We start from the raw sequence: 25,829 nt of genomic DNA, 5'->3' as shown, positions 1-25,829 counted from the left end.
CTTCGGAGACATAAATGTCCTACGACGAATTTTATATCAAGTCGGTGATCCGCTCGATCCCTGACTGGCCTGAACCCGGTGTTGTTTTTCGTGATGTGACGCCAGTGTTTAAAGATCCCAAAGCCATGCGCATGGTGTGTGATGCGTTTATCCAGCGGTACATGAACACGGATATAACCCACATAGCCAGCATTGATGCCCGGGGCTTTATTCTTGGGTCAGTGGTTGCCTATCAGTTGAACCTGCCGATGATTCTGATCCGCAAGAAAGGTAAGTTGCCCGGTGATACTTTGTCACAGGAATACAATCTTGAATATGGCACAGCGGCCATCGAAATGCAGACAGACGCACTGCAACCAGGACCCGAGGCCAATGTACTGGTGTTTGATGACCTGATTGCAACGGGTGGCACAGTCATGGCCGCGTTATCCTTGATCAACAAGCTCGGCGGTAAGGTACATGAAGTCGCCGCACTGATTGATTTACCCGATCTGATGGGCTCTCAGAAAATCCAGGACAGCAATGTCGCCGTATTCAGTCTGCTGGCTTATGAGGGCCTGTAACAACCATGAACAGCTTTAAAAATTTGCTCTGCTACCGTTTTGAACCCGATTCAACCCTGTCACCGGAAACCCTCGAAAAAGCGCTTTCAGAACACCCTTTCACCCCCTGTGGACGCCATGAGTTACAGCGCAGTGGCTGGGTGGCGCCCTGCCCTTTTGCTGACTCACTGGTATTCACCAGTAGCGGTTATATGCTGATCACCCTGTTACGGGAAGAACGCATACTGCCAGCCAGCGTGATTCGTGATGAGGTGCAAGAGCGGGTCAGTCGTATCGAAGCGACCGATGCGCGCAAAGTCTACAAAAAAGAGAAAGACCAGCTTAAGGATGAAGTAGTGCTGGAGCTGCTCCCGCGCGCTTTCTCCAAACGACAGAGCTGCCGCGCCCTGCTGATGCCAGAGCAAGGCTGGCTGCTAATCGACTCAGGTAGTTTCAATCGGGGTGAGCTGTTGCTGAATGCGTTACGTGAAGCTCTCGGTTCACTGAAAGTAAAACCGCTTAACGTTAACCAGGCTCCAGCCAGCGTGATGACACAGTGGTTGCAAGATATCAACCAGGTCAGCAGTGGCTTTGAAGTGGATGATGAATGTGAGTTACGCGATACTTCAGCTGAAGGGGGCGTCATTCGTATCAAGGGGCAGCCTCTATTCAGTGACGAAATACGTGCCCACCTGGATACTGACATGCAGGTCACCCGCCTTGCAGTCACCTGGGAAGAGCAACTGAGCTTTGTGCTGCATGCCGACCTGACCCTGCACCGCCTCAAACTGACGGACCAGTATAATGAACAACTGGAACACGATCGTCCAGAAGATGAAGTGGCCGACTTTGATGCCGCTGTTACCCGCATGGGGCTGGAAATAAGCCGTTTGCTTCCGGCGCTGGCCAGCAGCTTCGGTGGCGAACCGGTCAGCGATTAATCTACCGGGAAACCTGATCACTAACTCGACAAAAAATAGCAGAGTGCAGTCATGTACAGCGTAAAAGAAAGTTTTTACACCCTGCAGGGAGAAGGTGCCCACGCGGGCCGCCCAGCTATTTTCTGTCGTTTTACCGGCTGCAACCTCTGGTCTGGACGTGAACAAGATCGTGCCTCAGCCGTGTGTAACTTTTGTGATACTGACTTTGTCGGCACAGATGGACAGAACGGCGGTAAGTTTGCTACGCCAGAGGCTCTGGTAACCCACCTGAAACGCTTTTGGCCACTCACCACCACCGAACCCCCTTATCTGGTTTGCACTGGTGGTGAGCCTGCGCTACAGCTGGATCAAGCACTGGTGGATGCCTTGCACCGGGAAGGATTCATCATTGCCGTAGAAACCAATGGCACCAAACCCCTGCCTGATGGCATCGACTGGATCTGCGTCAGCCCCAAAGCGGATACCCCCTTATATCTGCAAGGGGGGGATGAGCTCAAACTGGTTTATCCCCAGATCCAGGCCCTACCGGAGCGTTTCGAACAGTTGCATTTCAACCATTTCTATCTGCAACCCATGGACGGCCCAGCTCAGTCAGCCGCACTGGCGGCCTGCATTGACTATTGTAAAGCCCATCCGCGCTGGAAACTCAGCCTGCAAACCCACAAGCTGATTGGCATAGATTAACTACTGACAGCCAACTGCTTCAGAACGCCAAACAGCCACGCACGATTACGCCAGACAATCAGCAGCATGGCTGGCAGCTGCATCAGCACACCATACACCAACGCACTGGCCGACATTTCTGGACTCTGCAGCAAGGTGCTGGTCACCAATAAGGCCGTTCCTGCATTCTGTAGCCCCACCTCCACCAACAGAGTAATCTGCTGCGGCTCATCCAAGCCCAACATCCTGGCAAGAATATAACCCAGGCTCATAGCGGCCAGCACCAGAATTAATACTGGCAGCGCAAGTTGTGGCAGCAACACGATCAAGCGATCCCAACTGCTAACCACCAGCAAAATAACCGTCATTAGCATCAGGATCAGAGCCAATGAACGAAACAGCGATCGAAGTTTATGATTCAAGTTGGGGCAATACTGGCCAAACAACATACCCAGCACAACCGGTAGTAGCGTTATTAATACCATCTGCCCAATAGCCTGAATTACAGGAAAACGAACCAGTGTGCTTTCCAGTGATAACCAGGTTAGGATCAAGGCGGTCAGTAACGGCAAGGTAAACGGAATAATCAGGCTATTAATGGCTGTCAACGACACTGACAGCGCCGCATCCCCCCTGGCCAGCAGAGTGATGGCATTCGACGTGGCTCCACCGGGAGCAAACGTCAGAATCATAAGACCTGCTGCTAATAAGGGTGGCAAATTAAACAACTGCACCACGATCCATCCCAGCAGGGGCAACATCAATAATTGAGTCAGGATACCCAGAAAAACCGGAACAGGCTGCCGGGCAACACGCACAAAATCCGATAGTTTAAGTGACATGCCAACACTGAGCATGATGACGAACAGGGCAAGGGGCAGAAAGATCTGACTAACCAGTGTGGCTTGCATAAAGTAAACCCGCTTTTAGCTTTTCTGAATGATGCAAAAATTTTAGCAGAAGCACCGGCTAAATGCTGCATTGCAAAAAACTTTTTGGCTTTTTAGGCCCTTCTAAATGGCCGCTCTCAGACGCTGAATCCCGCAGTATATATAGGCTGTATAAGCCTACTCACAACTTCTGTGGATAACCCTGTGCAAAGAACGCCGATAAGTGTTTTTTAACCCCGTTTTCACACGCCCCAGCACAGATTGATTAATAATTAACCACTTATTTATTAGCAACAAAATCAAATGGTTACACTATTATTTTACGACTTATTAAGATTTTCCGGATTGAGTTTTGATTTTTTCCGTTTTTGTGATGATCTTTCGGCTGTCAACCCTTTTATCAAATGTTATTCACATTTTATTTCATTCCCGTGTCGGTTTTATTTCTAACCATTCATGATGGCAGCTCAAGCTGACACAGGGTAAGATATGGCTTTTCACTCATGCGGTTTTTTTACAGATGCGCGACACATCCGATCAGCGACAGGCGGCAGCTCAACGAATCAGCATCATTGGAGCCATCGTCAATGCACTCTTAAGTGCGCTGAAGGTGATCGGTGGTGTTTTGACCGGCTCGACTGCACTTATTGCCGATGGGTTGCACTCGTTGTCTGACATGGCCACCGACATGATGGTCATATTTCTGCTGGGCATTTCTCACAAGAAACCAGACAAAGAACACCCGTGGGGACATGGTCGATTTGAAACACTAGGCACAGTATTTCTGGCCGTTATTTTACTTTCAGTTGCCGGCTTCATGACCTGGGACAGCCTCAAGTTACTCTTTGCGGGCGAGATTCCTTCACCACCGACCTGGCCAGCACTGATCATTGCCGCCATTTCTATTCTGGCCAATGAAGTACTGTTTTTCTATACCCTGAAAGTAGGTAAGGCAAACCACTCCAACCTGATCATAGCCAATGCCTGGCACCATAGAACTGATTCCCTGTCATCAATTGTCGTCCTGATTGCCATAGCCGGAGCTATTCTAGGTGTTTGGTGGCTGGATGCGTTAGCGGCCGTACTGGTTGCGCTGTTAATCGCCAAGATAGGTATCGACCTGCTACTGAAAAGCCTGGCCGAACTGGTTGATACCGGGCTACCACAGGAACGCGTCAACCAGCTTCGTGAAACAGCGCTGTCGGTTGAGGGTGTGATAGATGTACACAACTTCAGAACCCGCATGATGGGGGGGCAAGGACTGCTGGAGATGCATCTGCAGATACCCGCTCATATGAGCGCCTCTGAAGGACACTTTATCGGTGATATCGTCTGTGCCAAACTGAAAAACCGGTTTGATGACATAGGTTACATCATCTATCACATCGACACCTATGACGATGAGTTAATACCCGATATTGCGCAACCACTGATGCCTTCACGTAACGAGGTGGAAAACCACCTGAACGCTGCCATAAGTCGATTATTAGGTGATTGCCCAGCCTATGAGCTGACTATTTACTATGCCCCCAAGTTCATCGAACTCGAAATCAAGTTTAGCCACGAGATCTATCCGTTACTTGAAAACACCGGATTGACTGCCCAGTCGCTGGAAACTAATTTACAAGAGGAGTTGCAAAGCTTGAACTGGTTCCGAAATATTCGTATCTGGCTGCCAGTGAACGACAGCCAGGTCGAAACTTAACTGGTAAAAGGGGCTGAAGGTTCACGCATCGTAACAAACTCCTCAGCCGCGGTAGGATGTATGCCAATGGTGGCATCAAAAACAGCCTTGGTTGCACCGGCCTTCAGCGCTACAGCAATCCCCTGAATGATCTCGCCTGCTTCGGCGCCGACCATATGCACCCCGAGTACTTTATCTGTGTCACGATCGACCAGCAGCTTCATTAAGGTGCGTTCATCACTGCCGCTCAAGGTATGTTTCATCGCCCGAAACTCTGAACGATACACATCCACTTGAGGGTAGCGCTCACGTGCCTGTTCCTCGGTTAAGCCCACTGTGCCGATGTTCGGTTGGCAGAACACCGCCGTGGGAATCAGCTCATAATCCACCGCTGGATTTCCCTGCGCATAGAGCGAGCGAACCAGGGCCATCCCTTCAGCCAGCGCCACAGGCGTCAATTGCACCCGATCAATCACATCCCCGACAGCATAAATAGAAGGCACCTCCGTCTGGAACTGATCATTCACCACCACCGCCCCTTTAGCGCTGAGCTGAACCCCGACCTGCTCCAGCCCCAACCCTTGGGTCTTGGGTACACGGCCGGTTGCATACATGATCTGATCAACCGTTTCCTGGTGGCCGTCATCGAACTGCGCAATCAACTTACCCTCAGGCGTTTTTTCTATCCCGGTCAGGTTAGTATTGAAATGCAGCTGCACCCCTTTTTTAGCGACCTCACGGGCGGTAAACTCACGCACTTCCTGATCAAAACCTTTCAGAAACAGATCGCCACGATGTACCAGATGGGTTTTCGCACCTAGCCCTGCAAAAATACCGGCAAATTCGATAGCGATATAGCCTCCCCCAACAACGATGACTTTGTCAGGAAAATTATCCAGATCGAACACTTCATTGGAGCTGATGATGTGCTCAGCCCCAGGAATGTCCGGTACGAATGGCCAACCGCCCACAGCAACCAGAATACGTTCAGCACTGTAGGTTTTACCTCCCACTTTAACTTCGTGGGGGCCTACTACTGTGGCGCGTTCCTGAATCAGCGTGCAGCCGGCGTTCAACAGCATCTTTTCATAGATACCGTTCAATCGGCTGATCTCTCGGGTTTTGTTGTCTCTCAGTGTCGGCCAGTCAAAGCCTAGCCTCTCAGCCTGAAGGCCAAAACCGGCGGCTTCATGAAAACCTTCAGCATAGTGCGAGGCGTAGACATAAAGTTTTTTCGGTACACAGCCGACATTGACACAGGTGCCTCCCAGGTAACGCTCTTCTGCAATCGCAACACGCACGCCCATGGACGCCGCCATACGCGCGGCTCTCACACCACCCGACCCAGCGCCAATAACAAACAGATCAAAATCAAACTGACTCACGACTGACTCCTCAGGTTTTCAGAATAGTGATTAGGATACACGCTGCAACCTGACACTGACCAATCTAGTTAGGCTAAAAAACCCATTAATATTAACTATCAATAAAAACTCCTCAATCAGTTTGCCGGATCGACCTAAGCCTTTTAGAATGGGGCCTCTTATGACAATCCAAGAGTGAGCTTTATGAAACTGGTTTCGTTCAATACCAATAGTATCCGTATGCGTATACACCAACTGGAAGCGCTAATTGAGACTCATCAGCCGGATGTAATTGGCATACAGGAAACTAAAGTGGCTGACGAAGCCTTCCCTCTGGCTGAAATCGAAGCACTGGGTTACCACGCCTATTTCCATGGTCAAAAAACTCATTACGGCGTATGCCTGCTTTCCCGCCAACCAGCCCTAAGAATAGAAAAAGGCTTTCCGGATGATGATGACATAGCACAGAAGCGTATCATCACCGGTGACTTTCTCAGCGCCTCGGGAAAAACCTACACAGTGATCAATGGCTATTTCCCACAGGGTGAAAACATTGAACACCCGATTAAGTTTCCAGCCAAGCGCAAGTTTTATGCTGATCTGCTGAGTCTATTAGAGACTCAATACTCAACCGAACAGGCACTGGTGGTGATGGGAGATCTGAATATCTCGGCTGAAGATATCGATATCGGCATAGGTGAACCTAACCGTCTGCGCTGGCTCAAGACCGGCAAGACCAGCTTTCAGCCGGAAGAACGTGAGTGGTTATCCAAGTTGCATCACTGGGGTCTTCAGGACAGCTACCGTAAAGTGCATCCACACAAAGACGACAAATTCAGCTGGTTTGATTACCGTAGCAAAGGCTTTGAAGATGATCCCAAGCGCGGTCTGCGTATTGATGCCATCCTCACCACGCCGGTATTAACCCAAGCCTGTATCGCAAGCGATATCGATTATGCCGTACGTGGCATGATCAAACCTTCTGATCATGCCCCTGTCTGGTCGGAGTTTGACTACTGAGCGGCGTCCGGCTTTAACACCAGCACATCACAGGGTACGACATCCAGTACCCTTTCCACACTACTGCCCAACAGCAGACGATCCAGCATGCCTCTGGCAAGTGACCCCATTACCACCAGATTCATGCCCTGATTGCGAACGAACTCGGGTAGTTTTTGGTGGATTTCGCCTTCAATCACGTGCAGCAATGACAGATCAAACTCGGGATCAAACTCTTTGACTACCTGTACTAACCGTGCTTCATGCTCTTCTTTAACCCGCACTTGCATCGACTCAAAATCACCGATGACAGTGTCATCAAAAATAGCTGACTGAGGGACGGAGGCATAGGTATGCAATATATGCAATTCAGCTCCCAGACTCTCGGCCAGTAGCCGAGCTTGAGCCAGGATCTCATGATCCATAACGGCCGCTTTATCATGTAGATGGAAGGGATCTATCGCTGCCACCAGGCGCATACGATCCGGCCAGGGCCGCTCTTTACACAACAGCAAAGGTACCTTGGCTTCACGCAACAGTTCCCAGTCCTGGGGTACCAAAATGCGATGCAACAGGTGCGGATGCTCAGCGACTTCATGCAACAGCAAATCCGGTTGATAGCGTGCAGCCTTGGTCAATACGCCATCGGAAATATCTCTGGCCCAGGCAACATCCGTAGTGATACCTGGCTGCAAACGACGGAATGAAGCCGCAATCTGATCCAACTCTTCTTCCATCATCCGCAATTGCTGGTGCTGAAGGTTCTCAAGTATGGCTGGCCCCACCATGCTCATACTACTGGGATACGACTGATAGCCACATTTGAACAATTCGATACCCGCACCAGTTGACTGACCGATACGCACAGCTTTCTCAAGCAGGCCTTCGGTATTTTCGTCAGTGGTCAGATTAACCAATAGCTTTGAAATTTTAGTCATGATGCCACTCCTTGCTGAGCTTATTTACCCTAATCTTAGCTGAGATTCAGTGCGCTGTTGCTGATCAGGCTCAGCAAAATGGCCAGAGACACAAACCTGAGGGCAATCGACAACCCGGTAACTGGCTCTCATAGAGCTGCGCCCGGCTCTCAACACGGCGGGCGACATTGATCAACCAAGGCTTGGCGTTATAGCTGGCATTTCTGAAGCCGGTATGGCCTTCGTGATAGTTAAGATAAAGGTTATAGGAATCACTCAATGCAACACGGTTACGTTGTTGTGACATATGGTTATACCAACCGATAAAATCCAGCGCATCATCGATGCTGCTACGCCGAGCCAATCGATTACCTGTCGCACGCCGATAATCATCCCAGGTGCCATCCTGGGCTTGTGCATAACCATAGGCTGATGATTTCCTTGGCATCGGAATCAAACCAAACAGATAAGGTCTGGGAGGCCGGGCATTATGTTGAAAGGCAGACTCCTGGCGGATAAATGCAATCTGAGTGGAGACTGGCGTCCCCCAACGGGACTCGGATTGTTTAGCCGCATGATACCAGGAAGGGTCATGCGAAATGATGTCACAGATATTGTCCTGCGCTCTGGCAGGCGGTGGTGACGACGCACAACCGGATAGCAGGGCTAACAGCAAGAGTGTGACTATAACCAACTGTAATTGAGGAAGTTTATTCATACCAAGAATATAACCCATTACCCGCTGATTCGCACCCCTGCTACTTACTCAAACGCAAAAGCCGCACGGAACTTGTCAGTGCGGCTTTTATTCAGGAGATGTCAGTTGTTAATGGGGATGCTTTCCATCGGCAATAACCTCTGGATCCGGTTCCTCTTCAATATGAATAGGCTCATCCGGTTGCTCCCCTGCATGATCTTTCAAGGCCTGCTTGCCACGCAGCTCAATCATCAACCACAGCACAAAGCCTATCCCCAAGCCCCAGGCAGCACCGTGGGTTGCCAGAACCACACCCATGATACCGGCTACGCCCATAGAGGTAGCATTGTCGATCTGCTCAACGGCAACGGCAATACACAGGTAGCCAGTAATCAGCAGGGTAATAGATAGCGCGATGGGTAGAACGGGTTTGAACAGTGTAACCAGCGGTAACAGAAACAGCGCAATGAATCCAACAATCCAGAACACACCGGCACCGGAGTAGATAGTATCCATGGCACTGCGGCCATAGCGGTAACGCTCAGCAATCGTAGCCATAGCACCGGTAAACAGTGGACCGGCAAGACCTGGATAAGGCGCAAAGAAGGAATGTATCAGATTACGAATACCGGTGATCAGATGAACGCGGTCAACGTTCACTTCAATTTTTTCATCTGGACGCAGATGATCAACACGCTTAATCAAACTTTGCCCGACGATAATGTCACCAAACGCAATGATATAGGCAATAATCGCTGTTGGAATAGCAGCCAGCATAAGCTCTATGCCGGGGAAACCGATACTGAATGGCAGGTAATCCCAGATTTTATGAAATGCCGGTAATTCGATACCCCACTGTACAGCGGGTAACGGATATTCAGAAATAGACCAGCCGATAAACATGGTGATCAGCATGCCCGGTACCATACCGTAGCTGGCAATGATCTTTGCCCAACGATGTTTTTCCACCCAATCCCGAAACGAAAGCGAAAAGAGCACATAGACGGTCACTAGACCACCGATCCCCAGCGAGATAGGTGTGTTGTAAAGGCGCCCGCCTTCGCTGATCTCACCACTGATCGCCGCAATACCCGCACCAAGCAAAATACCGGCCTTGATAGAATTGGGGATATTGTTAACCAGTTTTGACCCTAGTCGGGTTATACCCATAAACAGAAAAATAAAGGTAACCACCAGCTGTAACCCGACCAGAGCACGGATCGCATCCGGACCCGGTTCAAAATCACCGATAAACAGCAACACCACGGGAATTGCCGGGGTGATCCAGCCAGGCACAAAGGGCACCCCCAACAGGTTGGGCAGCATAAAGCCGATACCGCAAACTACGACATAGGCCAAAGCAACGTCATAAGGCAGGCCAAGATAGCGTTCCAGCAGGGGAATCATCCCCATAGCGACCACAAACATGACCAATGCCTGAATCGTTTCCGCCACTTCCCAGCGGTAGTGGATAAACGGCAAACGTATCTTAAACGGGCCGGCAGGCCAGTAAGGGTGCTCCTCACCATGCTTACGCTGATATAACATAATGCTCTCTCTGTTTTTATGCTTTTAAATACGGGATTGAAGTGCGACTCCAGCGCACTTCACGGGGAGTCGTAAAGGTATACCCTTACAGAGAGAGAAGTCGATACACACAAGAGCGACTTTAGTCGCGAATAACCACTAAAGTATTAGGGTAAGCACCGATTATTAGCTATTTACAATATTAAATACAAAAACCCTTTAACCCTTAGTAGCTGTAACGCAACCGTGCATAAAAGCTAGAGGCATCCGCAAACTGGCCAAAGAAGGTATGTGGCTTCTGCCCACCAAACAAATTACCGCCTAGAGTGAGCAACCAATGATCATCAAAACGATAATTCACGGCTGGACGCACGAAGTAGTCTTTATCGCTGGGCGACCAATAGGTGAACAGTGACAAGGTCAGATTATCCTGGCGTAAACGCTGCGTAAGGCGCAATGTCAGCAAATGCCGGTATTCATCCGGGCGGTAGCGGCCATCCGCAAGCGGCCAACTTCGTTTCAATGCTGAATAATCCTGGGTCCACTCCAGATAATACTGCAGGGCGGCATTAAAATTCGTCATGACCTCACGATCATACCCCAGCAAAACCCGTAGCTGATCGTTTGGAATCCGTGGATTATCACCCTGGGCATCACTGCCCTCATACCAGGCAATTTCGGCATTAGCGATACCACCCGCCAGTGGTGCACGCGCACTGGCACCATAGGTGTCCAGACGGGGGAAGTAAGCCTCACCCGACGCTGTCATTCCCAAGGGCTGAGTCCAGTAACCACGATAGGCATATAACGCCCATTCTGTGGCATCGACGGTGCCATACAGGCGAGCCGCCCATTGGCTTTCCCGTCCCCAGCGATCACGCGTTTGTGGCCGGATACGCCCGTCGGGTGAGGCCATTTGCGAGTCGCTCATGGCGGAAAAATAACTGAACCTGTCACCCTTTATAAATCGGTCTGACTGAAATTCAGGTGTCCACACCAGGTCCAGATTGGCAACTGAGGTAAAGTAACTCGCTTTAGCACTGAATGACGGCGCTTTTAGGTAATCATCATCACGCCCGGAAAAATACGATTGCCAGTCTTTAGCGAACAGGTCATTGAGAAACAGCATATCACCGGTGCCCCAGGTGAGTACCTGTTGCCCCAGGCGCATATCCACGTTATTTCCCAGCTCAAAATCCACCAGCGCTTCACGAAGATCAATACGCAGCTTATCCTCGACACCATCGGCATAAAGGTCGGTTTTTACACTCCAGCGCAGATCACCCAGATAATCACTCAGTTCATAACGGGCACGCGCTTCTCCCAGCGTCATATCCCGACCCAATAGTGGATCACGATTGATGCGCGCACCCATGCCCAGCTCATAAAACCCATGCAGACTCAGCGTTGACTCTTCTTCCGCCCAGGGATCATCCCAGTCATTCGCCAACACCTGGCTGGACTGCAACAATAGGGGCAAAAGCAATGCTGGCAACCCCAGCAGCTGGTGTAAACGCATTACTCAGGTCTCCGCAACCAATCACGTGGCTGGCGTCGCAGAGAGCGTTCACTGAACAGGTCTTCAGGTAAGCTTATATCATAGGATACAAAGCCAAATTCCATCACCGTATGACCACCGCTACGCAAATCACTCACCTGGCTGCGCATGACCGTCGGGAATCCCTGAACTTCCTCCACAGCCAGTACTTCCACTCGGCGATAGACTTCACCTTGAGCATCGGCGTATTCAATTTTCTCCGGCAACAGGTGGGTTTTATTGATCCACACACGGTAGCTGGAAAAATCGGCTGTACTGGTATCTTTCGGAGTGCTGTCAACCACATAGTGTTCGGCGGTGGTCTCTGTCAGCACATGGTTATCTTCAGTCGGTTGGCGTCCGGATACATCCTCATAGAAGAAATGCGAACCGACAAAACTGGTGCGTTTATCCCCTGCAGAAATACGACGCACCAGATCAAGACCGGGTAAATACAGCCAACGATCATCATCACGATCAATATTTTTAGTTACCATGAACACAGTATCGCGTACATCGGCCGGACGGCTGAAGGCTACGTAAAAATGCTGACGACCACCCTCCTCTTCATTCAATCGTAAAATGGTGAACTGGCGTTGCTGTTCGCGTCCCTGACCATCCGTGATCGTCATACGCACTTCACTGCGACCGTCATTGCCTTGATAATAGCTGGCGATGTTCGCCTGACGTACGATGTCATCCACATCAGTCATATCTGCGGCTAGCGTTGTCAGACTGAAAAATGCGCTCAGCGTGGTTGCGGCCATTTTACGCAATAAACTATGCATCTGATGCCTCCTGTTTGCCGCCAAACAGGCGGTCTTTGTTTTTAATCTGCTCAATAACGGCTGGCAGCACCACAATCGTGACCAGAGCCGATACCGCCATAATGGTGGCCAGGAAAAACCCGACAGTGATATAAGGCACCAGCGGCGCCAGTAATAACGGTGTAAAGCCTATAGCAATAACGATAGCATTGCGGCTGATCGCACGTGATGGCCCTTTATAGACTTCATCCACCGTCGCGGGCCAGCTTCCGGTTTCACGATAGATCGCGCGCGCACGCTCCAGGAAGTGGATAGCGAAATCCACTGACAAGCCCAGGGTAAGTGCTGACAACACCGCAATCGGCATATCGTAATCCTTGCCGATCCAGCCAATCAGGCCATAAATGAACAGGATGGTGATACTCAAAGGCAGCATCGCCAACAGGCCGATCTTCACTGAGCGGAACAGCACCACCATCATAATCAGCACCATGACAAAGGCCCCCATCAGACTGTTGAGCATGCCATTGACCATCTCTTCTTGCCACACCACATTAATATAGGACATGCCTGCCCAGTTGGCGCTGAGGCCTTCAGGTAACGGGTTAGCGGCGATGTAATCTTCAACCTGCTGCATCACCCGACTGACATCCTGGTTATCACCACTACTGAGCTGAAACCACAGCAAACTGGACAAATAATCCGGGGTAACCATTTTCCACAGATCATCCGGACGATGTGAAGACTGGAAACTGAGCAGTGTCTGTGCCGTACCCCGGGCTGTCTCAGGCAGCCGGTACATTGCCTCGTCACCGCCATTCAGTTCACGAAATACCGTTTTGACCAGTGTGGGTAATCCATTGATCTTGCCGATATCATCGCTCTGCTCCAGGGTCATCATCATCTGGTCCATATACGTGAGCACAGCCGGATCAAGAAAATATTTAGCCTCTACCTGGGCGGTTTCAACCAGAGCTAGCAGGTCCAGCCAGAAGTCTTCGTTATCCCGGTCCTGATAAGAGGCCCGATCCAGCAAGGCTCCCAGCTCACTGGTGTAACGGTCAAAATCCTGATCTTCAGCGGCACTGAGTTTTTCGTCTAGTGATGCCCGCAAGGCTGGATCTATATCAGCCTGATCCAGCGCACTTTCTAACTGTTGTTGTAATTGCTGGTGAGGGAGTATGGCATCCGCTTTTTCCAGCACCAGAAAAGCGTCATAGGTCCCGGAAAAATGGTCATTCATCACCCGGTCAGCAATACGTAACTGATGATCTGATTTAAACCAGCGCACCGGATTATCGTTGATCTGAATCTGAGTCACACCCCAGGCACTGATCAGTATCACCACCATAAACAGGGCCAGCAAGGGTTTGGCAGCCTTGACCGAAAAGAGTCCAGTCCAGGACAAAACCCGCCCCAGTAACGAGTTGTCATCTTCCTGAATATTATGGTCTTTGAGCTGTGCCAAACGCTTATTCGACAAGCTCATGATATAAGCCGGTACAAACAAAATAGTCAGCACAAATGCCAGCATGATGCCAAACGCCACATGCAAACCAAAAATCTGTACCGGCGGTATTGGGGTAAAGGCCAGGGAGGCAAAGCCGATAGACGAGGTAATCGAGGTAAACAACATCGGCGTAAACAGGTGCCCCATCACCTCTTTAAGCGCTTCCCGCGGCTTTTCGCCTGGTTTATAACGATCAGAAAATTCTGACAGAATGTGTACCGAATCCACTACCGCAATCGGCATCAGAAAGATGGGGATCATTGAACTCATGATATGCACACTGAAGCCCTGCCCGATCAGCAGTCCCATGGTGATGATAACAGCCCCCATAGCCACGATCATTGGCGCAGTGATTAACAGAAAGCTGCGGAAGAACACCCACATCAATATAAAAATCATTAAACCGGCCAAGGGCGCCGAGATCGCCATCTGGATGAACATCTCCACCCCAAAGGTATCTTCAGCTATCGGCAGACCGGCCATATAGAATTCATCCTCACTGTCGAGGGTATCAATAATCGCCTGTATCTCTTTCGACAGCCGGTAACTTTCGGATTTATGCGTAATCGGCACATAGATACCCGCCGCCTGATGATCCCCGGACACCAGGGTGTTTTGCAGCATCGGCAAGCGTTCTACCGCATCACGAATCGCATCCGCTTCAGCCTGATTTTCAGGCGGCTGCTGCATCATCCAGCTAAAGCGGATAGACCCCACGCCTTCCTGAGAAATATCATCTACCAGATTCAGTGCCATCTGGTCCTGACGAATCACCCCGTCCAGCGTCAGAATTGATTCAGATAGACTATGCAGGGCAGACAGTGAAGCCGGATTGTAGATCCCGGCAGGATGGCTGTCATTCACTACCCCAACCACGATCATATCGTGCATACCAAAGCGCTGCTTGACCTCTTCATGGTACAGACGATCCACCTGATCATGCGGCAACATGTTCTCGGGGTCGGTATCCACCTGGATAGAGGGAAGCTGTATCGCAGCGATCACCGCCAGGAATAAAAAGGTCACAAACACCCAGCGCGGATGGTTGATGGAAAACGATACCAGTCGGTCGCGCAGCATAGTCATTTACCTCAAAGTAGAGCTTTGCACAATGACCAGCATTGTATATTAGTATTTACTAATATCAATGTATTTCGTTAACTCGAGTGCGCTCAGGGCTAATGGGATCAAATCTGTCTGACACGCCGTTAAATCATCCCTGATGGCTCCGGCGCGCCATCCATGGCGCACAGGGTCAGACAGATCCGATCCCATCAGCCCTCATCAACTTGGGTGCCAGCGTAAGGTTAGTTTGATAGCAGTATCGGCGAAGCATCTTTGCCATACTGACAAACCCCAAGCCGAATACTGCGATCTATGCAACGAACACGCAGTTTATCTTTGGGCTGGCAGAGGACTTTGGGCGGGGTGGTGGTATCACTTTGGTGGGACCCTCTGCCGCTAGGGCCGAAAAATGCTCCTGCATTTTCGGCATTCCCGCCGTCCATGGCGGTCAGGGCGGCAGCGGAGCGGTCAGGGATGACGAAAAGCTTGTCACACCAAAGTGATACCACCACCCCAGCGAGGCACCTACCTAGCACGTCACACCAAAGCAATCATCAAATAAAATCTACGCCATAGAATAAAAATATCTTACACTGCATAAATCGCATCTCAGCAATACAGGACGCATAGATGAACTCAGGACTTCTAATCGGTGGCAATACCCAGCAAATCCACCTGAATCCCCGCTATGCCAATCGCCATGGGCTGATCGCCGGTGCAACGGGTACAGGTAAAACCGTGACGCTACAAGTACTGGCTGAAGCCTTCTCCAATATCGGTGTGCCAGTGTTTATGGCCGATGTGAAAGGTGACCTATCCGGGCTCTGCTGTGCCGCCACGCCCCATCCCAAAATTGATCAGCGCATTGATGCTATCGGCATCACAGATTACCAGCCGGATGCCTTTCCGGTCGCCTTCTGGGACCTGTTCGGTGAACGGGGCATACCCGTCAGAACCAGTGTTTCCGAGATGGGGCCTCAACTGCTTGCCAGCTTGATGGAGTTAAATGAAACCCAGGAAAGTATACTGACCCTGATTTTTCAGTATGCCGATGACGAAGGTATGCTGCTGGTTGATTTTAACGACCTGCGTACCACCCTCAATTATGTTGCAGAACATGGCCGTGAGCTTGGTAGTCATCTGGCCGTATCCAAGGCGTCAGTCAATGCGATTTTACGCAGAATGCTGATGATTGAACGTGAAGGTGGCCGGCATTTTTTCGGTGAACCGGCGCTGGCACTGCAAGATTTTATTCGCTGTGACCGCAACGGCCGCGGCATGATCAATATTCTCAGCGCGGAGAAACTGATTCACTCCCCGCGCGTTTATGCCACTTTTTTGCTTTGGCTATTGTCAGACCTTTTCGAAACCCTGCCGGAAATCGGCGACCCGGATCAACCCGAACTGGTATTTTTCTTTGATGAAGCCCATCTGCTGTTTAACTCGGCACCCCGCGTACTAGTCAACAAAATAGAACAACTGGTACGCCTGATCCGATCCAAAGGTGTCGGGGTTTATTTTGTCACCCAAAGCCCAGCCGACCTACCTGATACTGTACTGGCTCAATTGGGCAACCGCATTCAGCATGCGCTGAGGGCTTATACCCCCAAGGATCGTAAAGCGGTGAATGTAGCCGCACAGTCTTTCCGCACTAACCCTGAGTTAGATACGGTCGAGGTGATTTCTAATTTGGGTGTGGGTGAAGCGCTGGTGTCTGTTCTGGATGACAAGGGCATTCCCACCCAGGTTGAACGGGTACTAATCTGCCCACCCAGATCGCGCATAGGACCGGCAGATGAAGATACACGCCAGGCACAACTGACGGCAGATCCGTTACTTCGCCGCTACAAGGATGCCTACGACCCCCACTCAGCCCATGAAGAAATCGAGGCGCGACTACTAAAAAGTCGACAGACGCTGGCCGAAGAACAGGCGGCCACTGAAGCGGCCAAAGCCCGTACTGACAGCTCAACCCGCCGCCACACCGGCAGAACCCGGGAAACAGCCAGTGAAGCTATGCTGAAAAGTCTCGCACGCAGTATCGGCAGTGGCCTGGGTCGCCGACTGATCCGCGGTGTGTTGGGATCACTGCTAAAATAGGGACTGACTAGGACTTGGTGTCCTGTACCGAAAACAAAGTTGCCAGATCTATCTCCAGCAGCTCTGTACGGGTGCGGGATAGTTCAGCCAGACGTTCACTCAACTGCAACTCCCAGGGTCTGGCCTCGGGATTGTCCACTGCATCCGGTATAGGCCAGGGCATCAGCGCTCGCAGCTGCTCCAGAGAAAAGCGGTTAAGATCCCGCGCCAGCAGATAGCTGCCCGAATCAGTGCGTCGGATCACATCAGCTTCCAGTAACAGCTGTACATAGCCGTCCCAACGCCCCTGATCCAACCCAGGGGTTTGTTGCAGCAACTCCGTATCACTCAGCGCCCGACCCTGCTGTTGTGCGTACCAAAGCCGGTTCAACACACCCAACACAGTATAGAGATGCGGTTCACGTCGATTACGCTGGGTAATCTGATAGATGGTCAGCGCTCGACTCAGCTCGGCACCCATGAGAATAATGACCCAACTCACAAACACCCAGGCCAAAAACATAGGTACAGCCGCAAAGGCGCCATATATCAATTCATAGGACGGAAACTGTGTGACAAAAAAAGCAAAGCCTCGCTTTGCCGCCTCAAAGCTTAACGCCGCCGCCACACCGCCGAAAAAGGCATTTTTCATTGGCACCTGGCAATTAGGCACAGCGGAATACAGCAGCATAAACGCCACAGCAGAAAAGAACACCGGCACCAGGGTGAGCATGCGTCCCTGCCCTACAGCTGCAGAAGCGGTGCTAAAAGCAGGTAACGCAGTAATATAAGAGGTCACCAGCAGCCCCAAACCCACCAGAAATGGACCCAAACTCAGTACCGCCCAGTAGAGCAAAAAACTGGAAACGCCTTTACGGGGCTCAGTGACTCGCCAAATGCGATTCAACGCCGCCTCAATATTTTTCATCATCATGATGGAGGTGAGCACTAAAAACACCACACCCACCGCCGTTAAACGTCTGGCCTGCGCGGTAAAATCACTCAGATACTGGTGTACAACCTCACCAGTTGCCGGCACAAAGTTCTCAAAAACCCACTGCTGGATCACATCACCCGCCCCCTGAAAGGTCGGAATAGCGGCCAGCATCGAATAGGAAACTGTCACCAAGGGCACCACGGCAAACAGTGTGGTGTAGGTGAGTGCCGATGCATTCAGGATGCCCTGATTGTTAAAAAACTGACGTATCAGGTCGCGGAAAAACAGCAGTATAGGCAACCCAGAAATTGATTTTATATTCACGAATAGCACTCGCTGGTTGGTAACTTTTACCCGGAGATATACAATACCCTGCCTGTAAACTCAAACAGGAACAACGGAGAGAGCCATGTCTGACACCCTTATATATCACAATCCACGCTGTTCCAAGTCCCGCCAGACCCTGCAATTACTCCAGGAACGAGGTATTGAGCCAGAAATTCGTGAATATCTTAAGCAGCCACTCTCGACTGATGAGCTCAACAAGCTTTTAAAGCTGCTTGATATAACCCCGCGGGCCCTGTTACGCACCAAAGAAGCTGACTATCAGGAAGCTGGCCTAGAGAATCAGATGATCAGCGATGAAGCCATTATCGAAGCCATGGCCCGCTATCCTAAATTGATTGAACGTCCGATTGTCGTGCATCAGGGTCAAGCCCGCATTGGCCGTCCTCCAGAACAGGTGCTGGAGATTTTCTGATGCAGCCTCCCTACCTGTTGGTACTCTATTATAGCCGCCATGGCGCAACAGCCACGCTCGCCCGGCATATCGCCAGAGGCGTGGAACAGGCAGGCATTGCCGCACGTCTGCGCAGTGTGCCTCCAGTTTCCGCTGACTGCGAAGCCACGGCACCTGCCGTCCCTGATTCAGGCGCGCCTTACTGTACCCATGACGATCTGCAACACTGTGCAGGCCTGGCACTGGGTAGCCCGACACGTTTTGGCAATATGGCGGCCCCGATGAAGTATTTTATCGATTCGACCAGCAGCCTGTGGTTATCTGGCGCACTTATTAATAAACCCGCCGGGGTGTTCAGTTCCACTTCCAGCTTGCATGGCGGACAGGAAACAACCCTGCTGACCATGATGCTACCACTACTGCATCACGGCATGATCATCACCGGACTGCCTTACAGTGAGTCGGCTTTAATGACGACACAGACCGGTGGCACACCCTACGGTGCTACCCATGTCGCTGGCAGCGATAACCAACGCACACCTGATACAGATGAACTGAACCTCTGCCAAGCCCAGGGAAAACGTCTTGGTGAACTCGCCCTGAAACTTCTTCGGAGACCCGCATGACCCTAGCTCAGAAAGCTCGCTATAGCCGTATTGTCACCCTGATCAGCTACACCGCACTGCTGCTGTTGCTGACGGCCTGGTACCTGGTCATAGCACCGGCCAAAGGTGATAACCCCTGGGTGATCTGGCTGGTGCACTTTCTGCCGCTGATTGCCTTTATCCGGGTGATAGTTCGTGGCGATGCCCGCGGCCATGCCTGGTTGTGTTTCCTGCTGCTATTTTATTTTCTCGGTGCAGTACTTGCCACACTCATGCCACCCACCCGCTGGCTGGGCCTGACAGAATCATTACTGCTAGGCACTCTGTTTACCAGTGCGATGATGTTTGCTCGCTGGCAGAGCCAACTCGACCGGGGGTTAAGCTAAATGCCAGTTACTCATTTTACCATTCAACAAATCAGCAAAACCGATACCCAGCAAGCCTGTGAAGTCACACAAAAAGAGGCCGAGTTTTCTACTGAGCAATACGCTCACTCGATCATCAGTGAGTTCAAGCGAATTCAGGGTAGCCGTGCCGGACGTCAATACGGTACCTTCAGCCCCGAACACCCAGGCTTTAAAGCCTTGTTGATGCAATGGCGTGAAGACCAGATCCCCTTTGCTCGCTTTGCCCAACAAGTCACCCGCCAACTCGGCCTGCAACTGGATGCGCATGAAGAGTTATTTCAGGGCTACCTGTGTTTTCTTGCCGAAACCCTGGAACGTGGGGATCGGCTGTTTATCTTTCATCTGCGTCAAACTGCAGCCCTGACGCTGAACAAATCCCTGGAATTGCTAGAAACAGATTATATCGAGTTCAGTGAAACCGGCTTCGGTGTCAGTATCGACCTGCAAAGCTTTGCAGACCAGGCGGATAAATGCCTTACGCTGAGTTTCGGACGTGGAGACCGTGGGATCAAACCGGTGGTGTGTGAATGGCTAAGCTATATCGATACCGTCGATAAGCGTGCTGAAACTGAGCACTTTCTGGCGTTAGTAGATACCTACTGCAACGATCTGCCGGAAGAAGAAAGCCAGCCCCTGCGCGAAAAAGTGATCGATTACTGCATGGACCAGGACAAAGCCGGCGAAGCAGTAGTGTTCACCGAACTCTCAGATACCGTCGATCCAGGACTGGAGCGTTACGTGCGCCAGCACCAGGAAACGCCCAGAGATGAGCTGATACCGGATCGCAAACAACTGCGTAATTACCTGCGCTTCACTGGCAAGAACAACGACCTATCAATCAGCTTTGCCAGCACCAGCCTGGGGAAAGAAGTGGAGTTTGACCCTCAGCAGGAAGTACTGATGATCCGCAATCTACCAAAAACTCTGTTGCAACAACTGAAAAAATTACATCTCGGGGAATAGCCGGTAATCCGGCTGATAACTTTTTAAGATAGGCCTCCCCGCCCAGATTGCGCATCTGCCTGAGGATAAAGGCCTGACGGGCACGCATGTACTGACTGGGACGGGTAACATCAAAACGAGCGGGTGATGGCAAGACACTGGCCAGCAGTGCCGCATCCTCTCGGGTAATTTGCGCGACCGGTTTGTTCAGTAGATATTGACTGGCAGCACCCACGCCATACTCCTGTTTGCCGAACTGAGCGATATTCAAATACACCTCCAGAATTCGCTCCTTACCCCAAAAAATTTCTAGCAACACAGCCAGCCCCCACTCCAAGCCTTTGCGAAATTGGCTACGCCCTCCCCAGAGAAACATATTCTTGGCCACTTGCTGTGTAATAGTACTACCGCCCCCAGCTTGCTGACCGCTACGATGTGCACTAATAGCGGCCCAGGTCGCTTCTAGATCTATGCCAAAGTGATGGGGAAACTTCTGATCCTCCGACGCAATTACTGCCAGTTGCATTGCGGCTGGAATCTGTTCCAAGGGAACCCAGTGATTACGAGCAAAACTGTGTTCATCACTGAACAAGGCGGTGATATTGTGCTGCAGCATAAATGCCGTTGTGGGTGGCGTCACCCAGCGCATTAGCCACAACATAAGTACAAAAAACAGGCACGACAGCAACAGCCAGAACAGCAATTTTCGCAACCAGCGTTTAACTTTTTTACGCATAAAACCCTACCCAATAGCCCTGTACAGATAACACCGGTTCTCGCTAAAGTGTACACTAAGTTCTTAACAAGACATTTTGCATATAACCGGAGTTAGTATGGCGGAACATAAACTGAAACTCGATGGTCTTACCTGTGGCGGCTGTGTAAAAGCTGTCAAGCAGGCTCTGGAACAACTCGACGGTATCGAATCACTCGAGGTTACACAAGATTCAGCTGTAATCAACGGTTCAGTTGATCTGGACACCCTGATCGAAACCATTGAAAACGCAGGATTTGAAGCGACCAGGGCCTGATAGTCCCCACACACTCAAACAGGAAACACTATGACCGATAACACCCGACTCGCACTACGTGGTATGCGTTGCACCGCTTGTGTCAGCAGCATTGAAGAAGCGCTCAATAAGGTCGATGGGGTGGAGTCGGTGAGTGTCAACCTGGCCGATCGCAGTGCCGATATCCAGGGTCATGCAGAGGTTGATCAACTGCTCAAGGCCGTTGATCAGGCCGGATTCAATGCTACGCCAATGAATGCCGATTACGGTGAAGCCGAACGTCAGGCTGAAGAAGCACAACAACTGGCACAGGCTAAACGCCGTACCTGGGTAGCTCTGTTGCTAGGTGCGCCACAAATGCTGTTTATGATGACCGGTCACCTACCGATGCCAGATGAAGGCAGGCTAATCTGGGGGGGAATTGGCCTGTTGACGCTGGCGATGATGATCTACTCTGGCGGTCATTTTTTCAGTGGTGCCTGGAAGGCCCTGAAAAACCGTCATGCTACCATGGATACCCTGATTGCCATGGGTACTGGCAGCGCCTGGATCTATTCGACCCTGGTCATCGTCTGGCCGGAACTGCTACCGGTTGAAGGACGTCACGTTTATTATGAAGCCGCTGCATTTATTATTGGCCTGGTCAACCTGGGCCATGTATTAGAAACGCGTGCACGAGGCCAGGCCTCCCAAGCTATACGTGCCCTGATGCAGCTGCAACCTGACAGCGCCACGCTGATTCTGCCAGGCGGCGAAGAAATCAGCATGCGCCTGTCCTCGATTCAACCCAGTGACCTGCTACGAGTGAAGCCTGGTGAGCGCATCCCGGTTGATGGGCAGTTAGCCGGTGGTGAAACCCGAGTTGATGAGTCCATGCTGACTGGTGAGCCTTTACCTATTCTCAAACACAAAGGCGACTGGCTCTCGGCCGGGACAGTCAATCTGTCAGGCAGTATCAAGCTTCGAGTACGTAAAGTAGGTGAAGACACCGCGCTGGCGCAGATCATTACCCAAGTACGTCAAGCACAGAACAGCAAACCAGCCATCGGACGGCTAGCCGATAAAATCAGCGGCGTTTTTGTACCTGTGGTCATTCTCATTGCCCTGCTCACCGCCGTCATCTGGTGGCAATTTGGTCCGGAACCCTCAAGTGCTTACGCCTTTATTACCGCCATGACCGTATTGGTAATTGCCTGCCCCTGCGCATTGGGCCTGGCAACCCCCATGTCGATTACCGTGGGTGTAGGCCGCGCTGCAGGTAAAGGTATTCTGATACGCAAGGGTGATGCCTTACAAGAAGCCTCCAGACTGGATGCCGTGGTCCTCGATAAAACCGGTACCGTAACAAAAGGTAAACCATCGCTGACCTGTATCGAACTACTGGATGAAGATAACATTCAGATTAATAACGCCGATCAGACCTTGTCAGCAGAAGACTATTTACTGCAACAAGTGGCAGGTATCGAGCGAGCGTCTGAGCACCCTCTGGCACATGCACTGGTGGCCGCGGCTGAAGCTCGCTCCCTACAACTTCCTGACAGTGGTTCGCCAGACATACATCCAGGACAGGGGATCTCCGAACAACTAAATAGCCAGCGCTGGGCCATTGGCAACCTGAAGCTAATGCAAGCGGAAGGCGTGGCTATCAGTGCATCGGCCGATCAACGCATTCAAGCCCTGTCGGATCAGGGCAATACTCTGGTGATGCTGGCCATCGATGGGCAATTGACTGCTCTGCTGGGCATTGCTGATCCGATCAAAGAAGACAGTCACCAGGCTATCAGCCGTCTGCGGGACGCGGGTATCCGAGTCATTATGCTGACGGGTGACAGTAAACGTACGGCCCAGGCTGTTGCCAGACAGGTCGGCATAGATGAAGTTATTGCTGAAGTCATGCCGGATCAGAAAGCCGATAAGGTGCGTGAGCTTCAGGCTGAAGGCTTGCGCGTAGGCATGGTGGGTGATGGTATTAATGATGCGCCAGCACTGGCGCAAGCCAATGTGGGCTTTGCCATAGGTACAGGTACAGACGTAGCCATTGAGAGTGCTGACATTACCCTGATGCGAGGCTCCCTCGAAGGGGTGGCCGATGCCATGAGCATCTCACGAGCTACACTGCGAAATATCTATCAAAATCTGTTCGGTGCGTTTGTCTATAACAGCCTGGGCATTCCCCTGGCGGCCGGGATCCTCTTCCCCATTACTGGCTGGCTGATGAATCCGGCTTATGCTGCTGCCGCTATGGCCTTGTCGTCAGTCACGGTGGTCAGTAATGCCAACCGCCTGCGGGTGATGTCCCTCACACCTCAGCGCTTGAAGCGCTCTACCAGCTCATAAAGCTTCTCGGCCGTAACCTCCAGTGACTTACTGCGCTCGGAGGCGGCCGTGCCCTTTTCCATACTATGCGCGGCCAGATTGTTGATATTCACCACCTGCTGGTTAATGCTCTCTGCCACGCTGGCTTGCTCTTCAATGGCGGCCGCCATCTGTACCGTCATGCCGGCGATAGAGGACACCGAGCCCGATATTTCTGTCAGGGTTTCCTGCGTCCGATCCATTTCTGTGGCGGCTGATTCAGCATCTTGCTCACCTTCACTGGCCAACACCTGCGCCGCTTTAGCCTTCTGCTGCAGTTCATTGATAGTAGACTGAATCTGACCAGTAGACTCACGTGTACGAAATGCCAATTGACGCACCTCATCTGCAACCACCGAAAAGCCACGCCCTTGATCACCTGCACGAGCGGCCTCAATCGCCGCATTCAGTGCCAATAGATTAGTCTGCTCAGCAATTTTTTCAATCAGATCTGTTGTACCGGCAATTTGTTGTGATGCTTCAGACAAGGTTGTTACTGCCGCGGAAATCTCACGCACTTTACGCTGCAACTGAATAACCGAAGCCTGCGTCTGCTCTGCTACCTGTTGCCCCTGTCGGGCCATTTGATCGACATGATCCGCTTGCGTCGCAGTCTCCTGTACATGTCCTGAAACCTCGGCGATAGTCGCCGTCATTTCATGCATGGCTGTCGCGACCAGTTCAGTTTCAGTCTGCTGATCTCGAATACCTTGCGTTGCCTGAGTCGACAGCAAATGCGCTTCTGATGCCTGTACAGCCACCTCTTGAGCACCATGTTCCAAACGAGTAATCACTGTATTAAGGTGGGCCGCATCACTGCGAATAGACATTTTTATTTGGCCATACAAACCCGAATCGTCTGTATAACTCAATATAGCTGCATCATCCCTGAAGGCGTGAGGCATAATCGCCAACAGATTTCTCATATCCTGGCGCGAGCTAAACCAGATACCGGCATAACCAATCAGTGCACCCAGTACAGCCGCTAGCCAAAGTGATCCCACACCTGCACTTTGTAACACCGCTCCCAATAATGCCGCGACCGCGGAAGCTCCCAGTAAAATACTGATTTCCCGTTTACGCAGGTAACGATATTTGGGTACACCTTTGCCTGCTCGAAGACGCGCGTAGAGTTTTTCGGCACGTGCTATATCATCCCGGTGCGGTTTACGACGAACGGACTCAAAGCCGGTGATTTTGCCCTGGTTAAATATTGGCGTGATATAGGCATCCACCCAGTAATAATCACCGTTCTTACAACGATTTTTCACCATGCCCATCCAGGGTTTACCCCGGCGGATATAGCTCCATAACCCTTTAAATGCCTCGGCGGGCATGTCTGGATGGCGCACTATGTTATGCGGCTTACCAATCAGTTCTTCACGCGAGTAGCCGCTGATAGCAACAAAGTTATCATTACAGTCACGGATAACACTCTCAGCATTGGTCGAAGAGATGAGTTGTTGATCTTCGGGAAAGCTACGCTCTTTCCCACTAATGACTGAGTCGTTATCCATAGGACACGTTCCGTTGCTAAAGGCAGTTTATTGAAATAAAAGCACTGAATATAAAGGGATATTGTTATTAACTTAGAACAAAGTGGAGAATATGCAAGCAAGCAAAAACATGCAAGGGATCTAATGTAATAAAGA

23 protein-coding genes and 1 pseudogene are annotated in these 25,829 nt (G+C 51.1%); 12 read left to right on the top strand and 12 right to left on the bottom strand.

Annotated features, from left to right (window positions below):
* The first annotated feature begins 14 nt into the window (after positions 1-14).
* The 3 genes from ACN0R1_RS03785 to queE are packed head-to-tail and all read left to right on the top strand — an operon-like array spanning position 15 to position 2,167.
* Complete coding sequence (locus tag ACN0R1_RS03785; protein ID WP_417580085.1) at positions 15-563, top strand: adenine phosphoribosyltransferase; 549 nt, start codon at positions 15-17, stop codon at positions 561-563.
* Between the two features lie 5 nt (positions 564-568).
* On the top strand, positions 569-1,483 hold the full coding sequence (locus ACN0R1_RS03780) for a recombination-associated protein RdgC (protein ID WP_417580083.1): 915 nt from the start codon (positions 569-571) through the stop codon (positions 1,481-1,483).
* A 51-nt stretch (positions 1,484-1,534) separates the two neighbouring features.
* Positions 1,535-2,167: a 7-carboxy-7-deazaguanine synthase gene (queE, locus tag ACN0R1_RS03775; protein ID WP_417580081.1), complete on the top strand. Its 633-nt coding sequence runs from the start codon at positions 1,535-1,537 to the stop codon at positions 2,165-2,167.
* Here the strand turns inward: queE and ACN0R1_RS03770 are convergent.
* Positions 2,164-3,057, bottom strand: a complete 894-nt coding sequence (locus ACN0R1_RS03770; protein ID WP_417580079.1) for a bile acid:sodium symporter family protein — start codon at positions 3,055-3,057, stop codon at positions 2,164-2,166. The genes queE and ACN0R1_RS03770 overlap by 4 nt on opposite strands.
* 499 nt (positions 3,058-3,556) lie before the next feature.
* Here ACN0R1_RS03770 and ACN0R1_RS03765 point away from each other — a divergent pair, with 499 nt between their 5' ends.
* Entirely contained in the window at positions 3,557-4,741 is a 1,185-nt protein-coding gene (locus tag ACN0R1_RS03765) for a cation diffusion facilitator family transporter (RefSeq protein ID WP_417580077.1), read from the top strand.
* Here the strand turns inward: ACN0R1_RS03765 and gorA are convergent.
* Positions 4,738-6,105: a glutathione-disulfide reductase gene (gorA, locus tag ACN0R1_RS03760; RefSeq protein WP_417580075.1), complete on the bottom strand. Its 1,368-nt coding sequence runs from the start codon at positions 6,103-6,105 to the stop codon at positions 4,738-4,740. The two genes, ACN0R1_RS03765 and gorA, sit on opposite strands and share 4 nt — an antisense overlap.
* A gap of 183 nt (positions 6,106-6,288) precedes the next feature.
* On the opposite strand from gorA, the gene xthA reads away from it, so the two are divergent.
* Positions 6,289-7,104 carry an exodeoxyribonuclease III gene (xthA, locus tag ACN0R1_RS03755; protein ID WP_417580073.1) on the top strand — a complete coding sequence of 272 codons (816 nt, stop codon included), beginning with the start codon at positions 6,289-6,291 and terminating at the stop codon, positions 7,102-7,104.
* Here the strand turns inward: xthA and ACN0R1_RS03750 are convergent.
* The 7 genes from ACN0R1_RS03750 to ACN0R1_RS03720 form a co-directional block, all read right to left on the bottom strand.
* Positions 7,098-8,021, bottom strand: coding sequence for a universal stress protein (locus ACN0R1_RS03750; protein WP_417580071.1), 924 nt, complete (start codon positions 8,019-8,021; stop codon positions 7,098-7,100). The genes xthA and ACN0R1_RS03750 overlap by 7 nt on opposite strands.
* 70 nt (positions 8,022-8,091) lie before the next feature.
* Positions 8,092-8,718: a hypothetical protein gene (locus ACN0R1_RS03745; RefSeq protein ID WP_417580069.1), complete on the bottom strand. Its 627-nt coding sequence runs from the start codon at positions 8,716-8,718 to the stop codon at positions 8,092-8,094.
* Between the two features lie 108 nt (positions 8,719-8,826).
* Complete coding sequence (locus ACN0R1_RS03740) at positions 8,827-10,245, bottom strand: solute carrier family 23 protein (protein WP_417580067.1); 1,419 nt, start codon at positions 10,243-10,245, stop codon at positions 8,827-8,829.
* Between the two features lie 205 nt (positions 10,246-10,450).
* A complete protein-coding gene (locus tag ACN0R1_RS03735) occupies positions 10,451-11,743 on the bottom strand; it encodes a DUF1302 family protein (protein ID WP_417580065.1) in 1,293 nt (430 codons plus the stop codon).
* The gene (locus tag ACN0R1_RS03730; protein WP_417580063.1) at positions 11,743-12,549 is read right to left on the bottom strand and encodes an outer membrane lipoprotein-sorting protein; all 807 of its coding nucleotides are present in this window, start codon (positions 12,547-12,549) and stop codon (positions 11,743-11,745) included. The genes ACN0R1_RS03735 and ACN0R1_RS03730 overlap by 1 nt, the downstream gene beginning before the upstream one ends.
* A complete protein-coding gene (locus tag ACN0R1_RS03725) occupies positions 12,542-15,118 on the bottom strand; it encodes an efflux RND transporter permease subunit (RefSeq protein ID WP_417580061.1) in 2,577 nt (858 codons plus the stop codon). Before ACN0R1_RS03725 ends, ACN0R1_RS03730 begins: the two co-directional genes overlap by 8 nt.
* A 227-nt stretch (positions 15,119-15,345) precedes the next feature.
* On the bottom strand, positions 15,346-15,615 hold the full coding sequence (locus ACN0R1_RS03720) for a hypothetical protein (protein WP_417580059.1): 270 nt from the start codon (positions 15,613-15,615) through the stop codon (positions 15,346-15,348).
* Between the two features lie 118 nt (positions 15,616-15,733).
* On the opposite strand from ACN0R1_RS03720, the gene ACN0R1_RS03715 reads away from it, so the two are divergent.
* On the top strand, positions 15,734-17,203 hold the full coding sequence (locus ACN0R1_RS03715) for a helicase HerA-like domain-containing protein (protein WP_417580057.1): 1,470 nt from the start codon (positions 15,734-15,736) through the stop codon (positions 17,201-17,203).
* Between the two features lie 7 nt (positions 17,204-17,210).
* On the opposite strand, the gene ACN0R1_RS03710 is transcribed toward ACN0R1_RS03715, so the two are convergent.
* Entirely contained in the window at positions 17,211-18,443 is a 1,233-nt protein-coding gene (locus ACN0R1_RS03710) for a YihY family inner membrane protein (protein WP_417580055.1), read from the bottom strand.
* An 85-nt stretch (positions 18,444-18,528) separates the two neighbouring features.
* On the opposite strand from ACN0R1_RS03710, the gene arsC reads away from it, so the two are divergent.
* Genes arsC through ACN0R1_RS03690 form a run of 4 tightly spaced genes read left to right on the top strand, consistent with a single transcriptional unit; the run spans position 18,529 to position 20,833 of the window.
* Complete coding sequence (gene arsC, locus ACN0R1_RS03705) at positions 18,529-18,879, top strand: arsenate reductase (glutaredoxin) (protein WP_417580053.1); 351 nt, start codon at positions 18,529-18,531, stop codon at positions 18,877-18,879.
* On the top strand, positions 18,879-19,484 hold the full coding sequence (gene wrbA / locus ACN0R1_RS03700) for an NAD(P)H:quinone oxidoreductase (RefSeq protein WP_417580051.1): 606 nt from the start codon (positions 18,879-18,881) through the stop codon (positions 19,482-19,484). Before arsC ends, wrbA begins: the two co-directional genes overlap by 1 nt.
* Positions 19,481-19,849: a DUF2069 domain-containing protein gene (locus ACN0R1_RS03695; protein ID WP_417580049.1), complete on the top strand. Its 369-nt coding sequence runs from the start codon at positions 19,481-19,483 to the stop codon at positions 19,847-19,849. Before wrbA ends, ACN0R1_RS03695 begins: the two co-directional genes overlap by 4 nt.
* On the top strand, positions 19,850-20,833 hold the full coding sequence (locus ACN0R1_RS03690) for a nucleoid-associated protein (RefSeq protein WP_417580047.1): 984 nt from the start codon (positions 19,850-19,852) through the stop codon (positions 20,831-20,833). It begins immediately after the preceding gene.
* A 52-nt stretch (positions 20,834-20,885) separates the two neighbouring features.
* On the opposite strand, the pseudogene mtgA reads toward ACN0R1_RS03690, so the two are convergent.
* A pseudogene (gene mtgA, locus ACN0R1_RS03685) lies at positions 20,886-21,548 on the bottom strand (monofunctional biosynthetic peptidoglycan transglycosylase); the annotation flags it as partial.
* A 97-nt stretch (positions 21,549-21,645) separates the two neighbouring features.
* Between mtgA and ACN0R1_RS03680 the strand changes: the two are divergent.
* Both ACN0R1_RS03680 and ACN0R1_RS03675 read left to right on the top strand, forming a co-directional pair.
* The gene (locus tag ACN0R1_RS03680) at positions 21,646-21,843 is read left to right on the top strand and encodes a cation transporter (RefSeq protein ID WP_417580045.1); all 198 of its coding nucleotides are present in this window, start codon (positions 21,646-21,648) and stop codon (positions 21,841-21,843) included.
* Positions 21,844-21,873: 30 nt separating this feature from the next.
* Positions 21,874-24,159 carry a heavy metal translocating P-type ATPase gene (locus tag ACN0R1_RS03675; protein ID WP_417580043.1) on the top strand — a complete coding sequence of 762 codons (2,286 nt, stop codon included), beginning with the start codon at positions 21,874-21,876 and terminating at the stop codon, positions 24,157-24,159.
* On the opposite strand, the gene ACN0R1_RS03670 is transcribed toward ACN0R1_RS03675, so the two are convergent.
* Entirely contained in the window at positions 24,129-25,694 is a 1,566-nt protein-coding gene (locus ACN0R1_RS03670) for a PAS domain-containing methyl-accepting chemotaxis protein (RefSeq protein WP_417580041.1), read from the bottom strand. The genes ACN0R1_RS03675 and ACN0R1_RS03670 overlap by 31 nt on opposite strands.
* Positions 25,695-25,829 lie beyond the last annotated feature (135 nt).

This window comes from Nitrincola sp., from assembly GCF_048264025.1.
Taxonomy (GTDB): Bacteria; Pseudomonadota; Gammaproteobacteria; order Pseudomonadales; family Balneatricaceae; genus Nitrincola.
The sequence above is the reverse complement of the archived record's forward strand: the minus strand, read 5'-3'. Positions and strand labels throughout refer to the sequence as shown.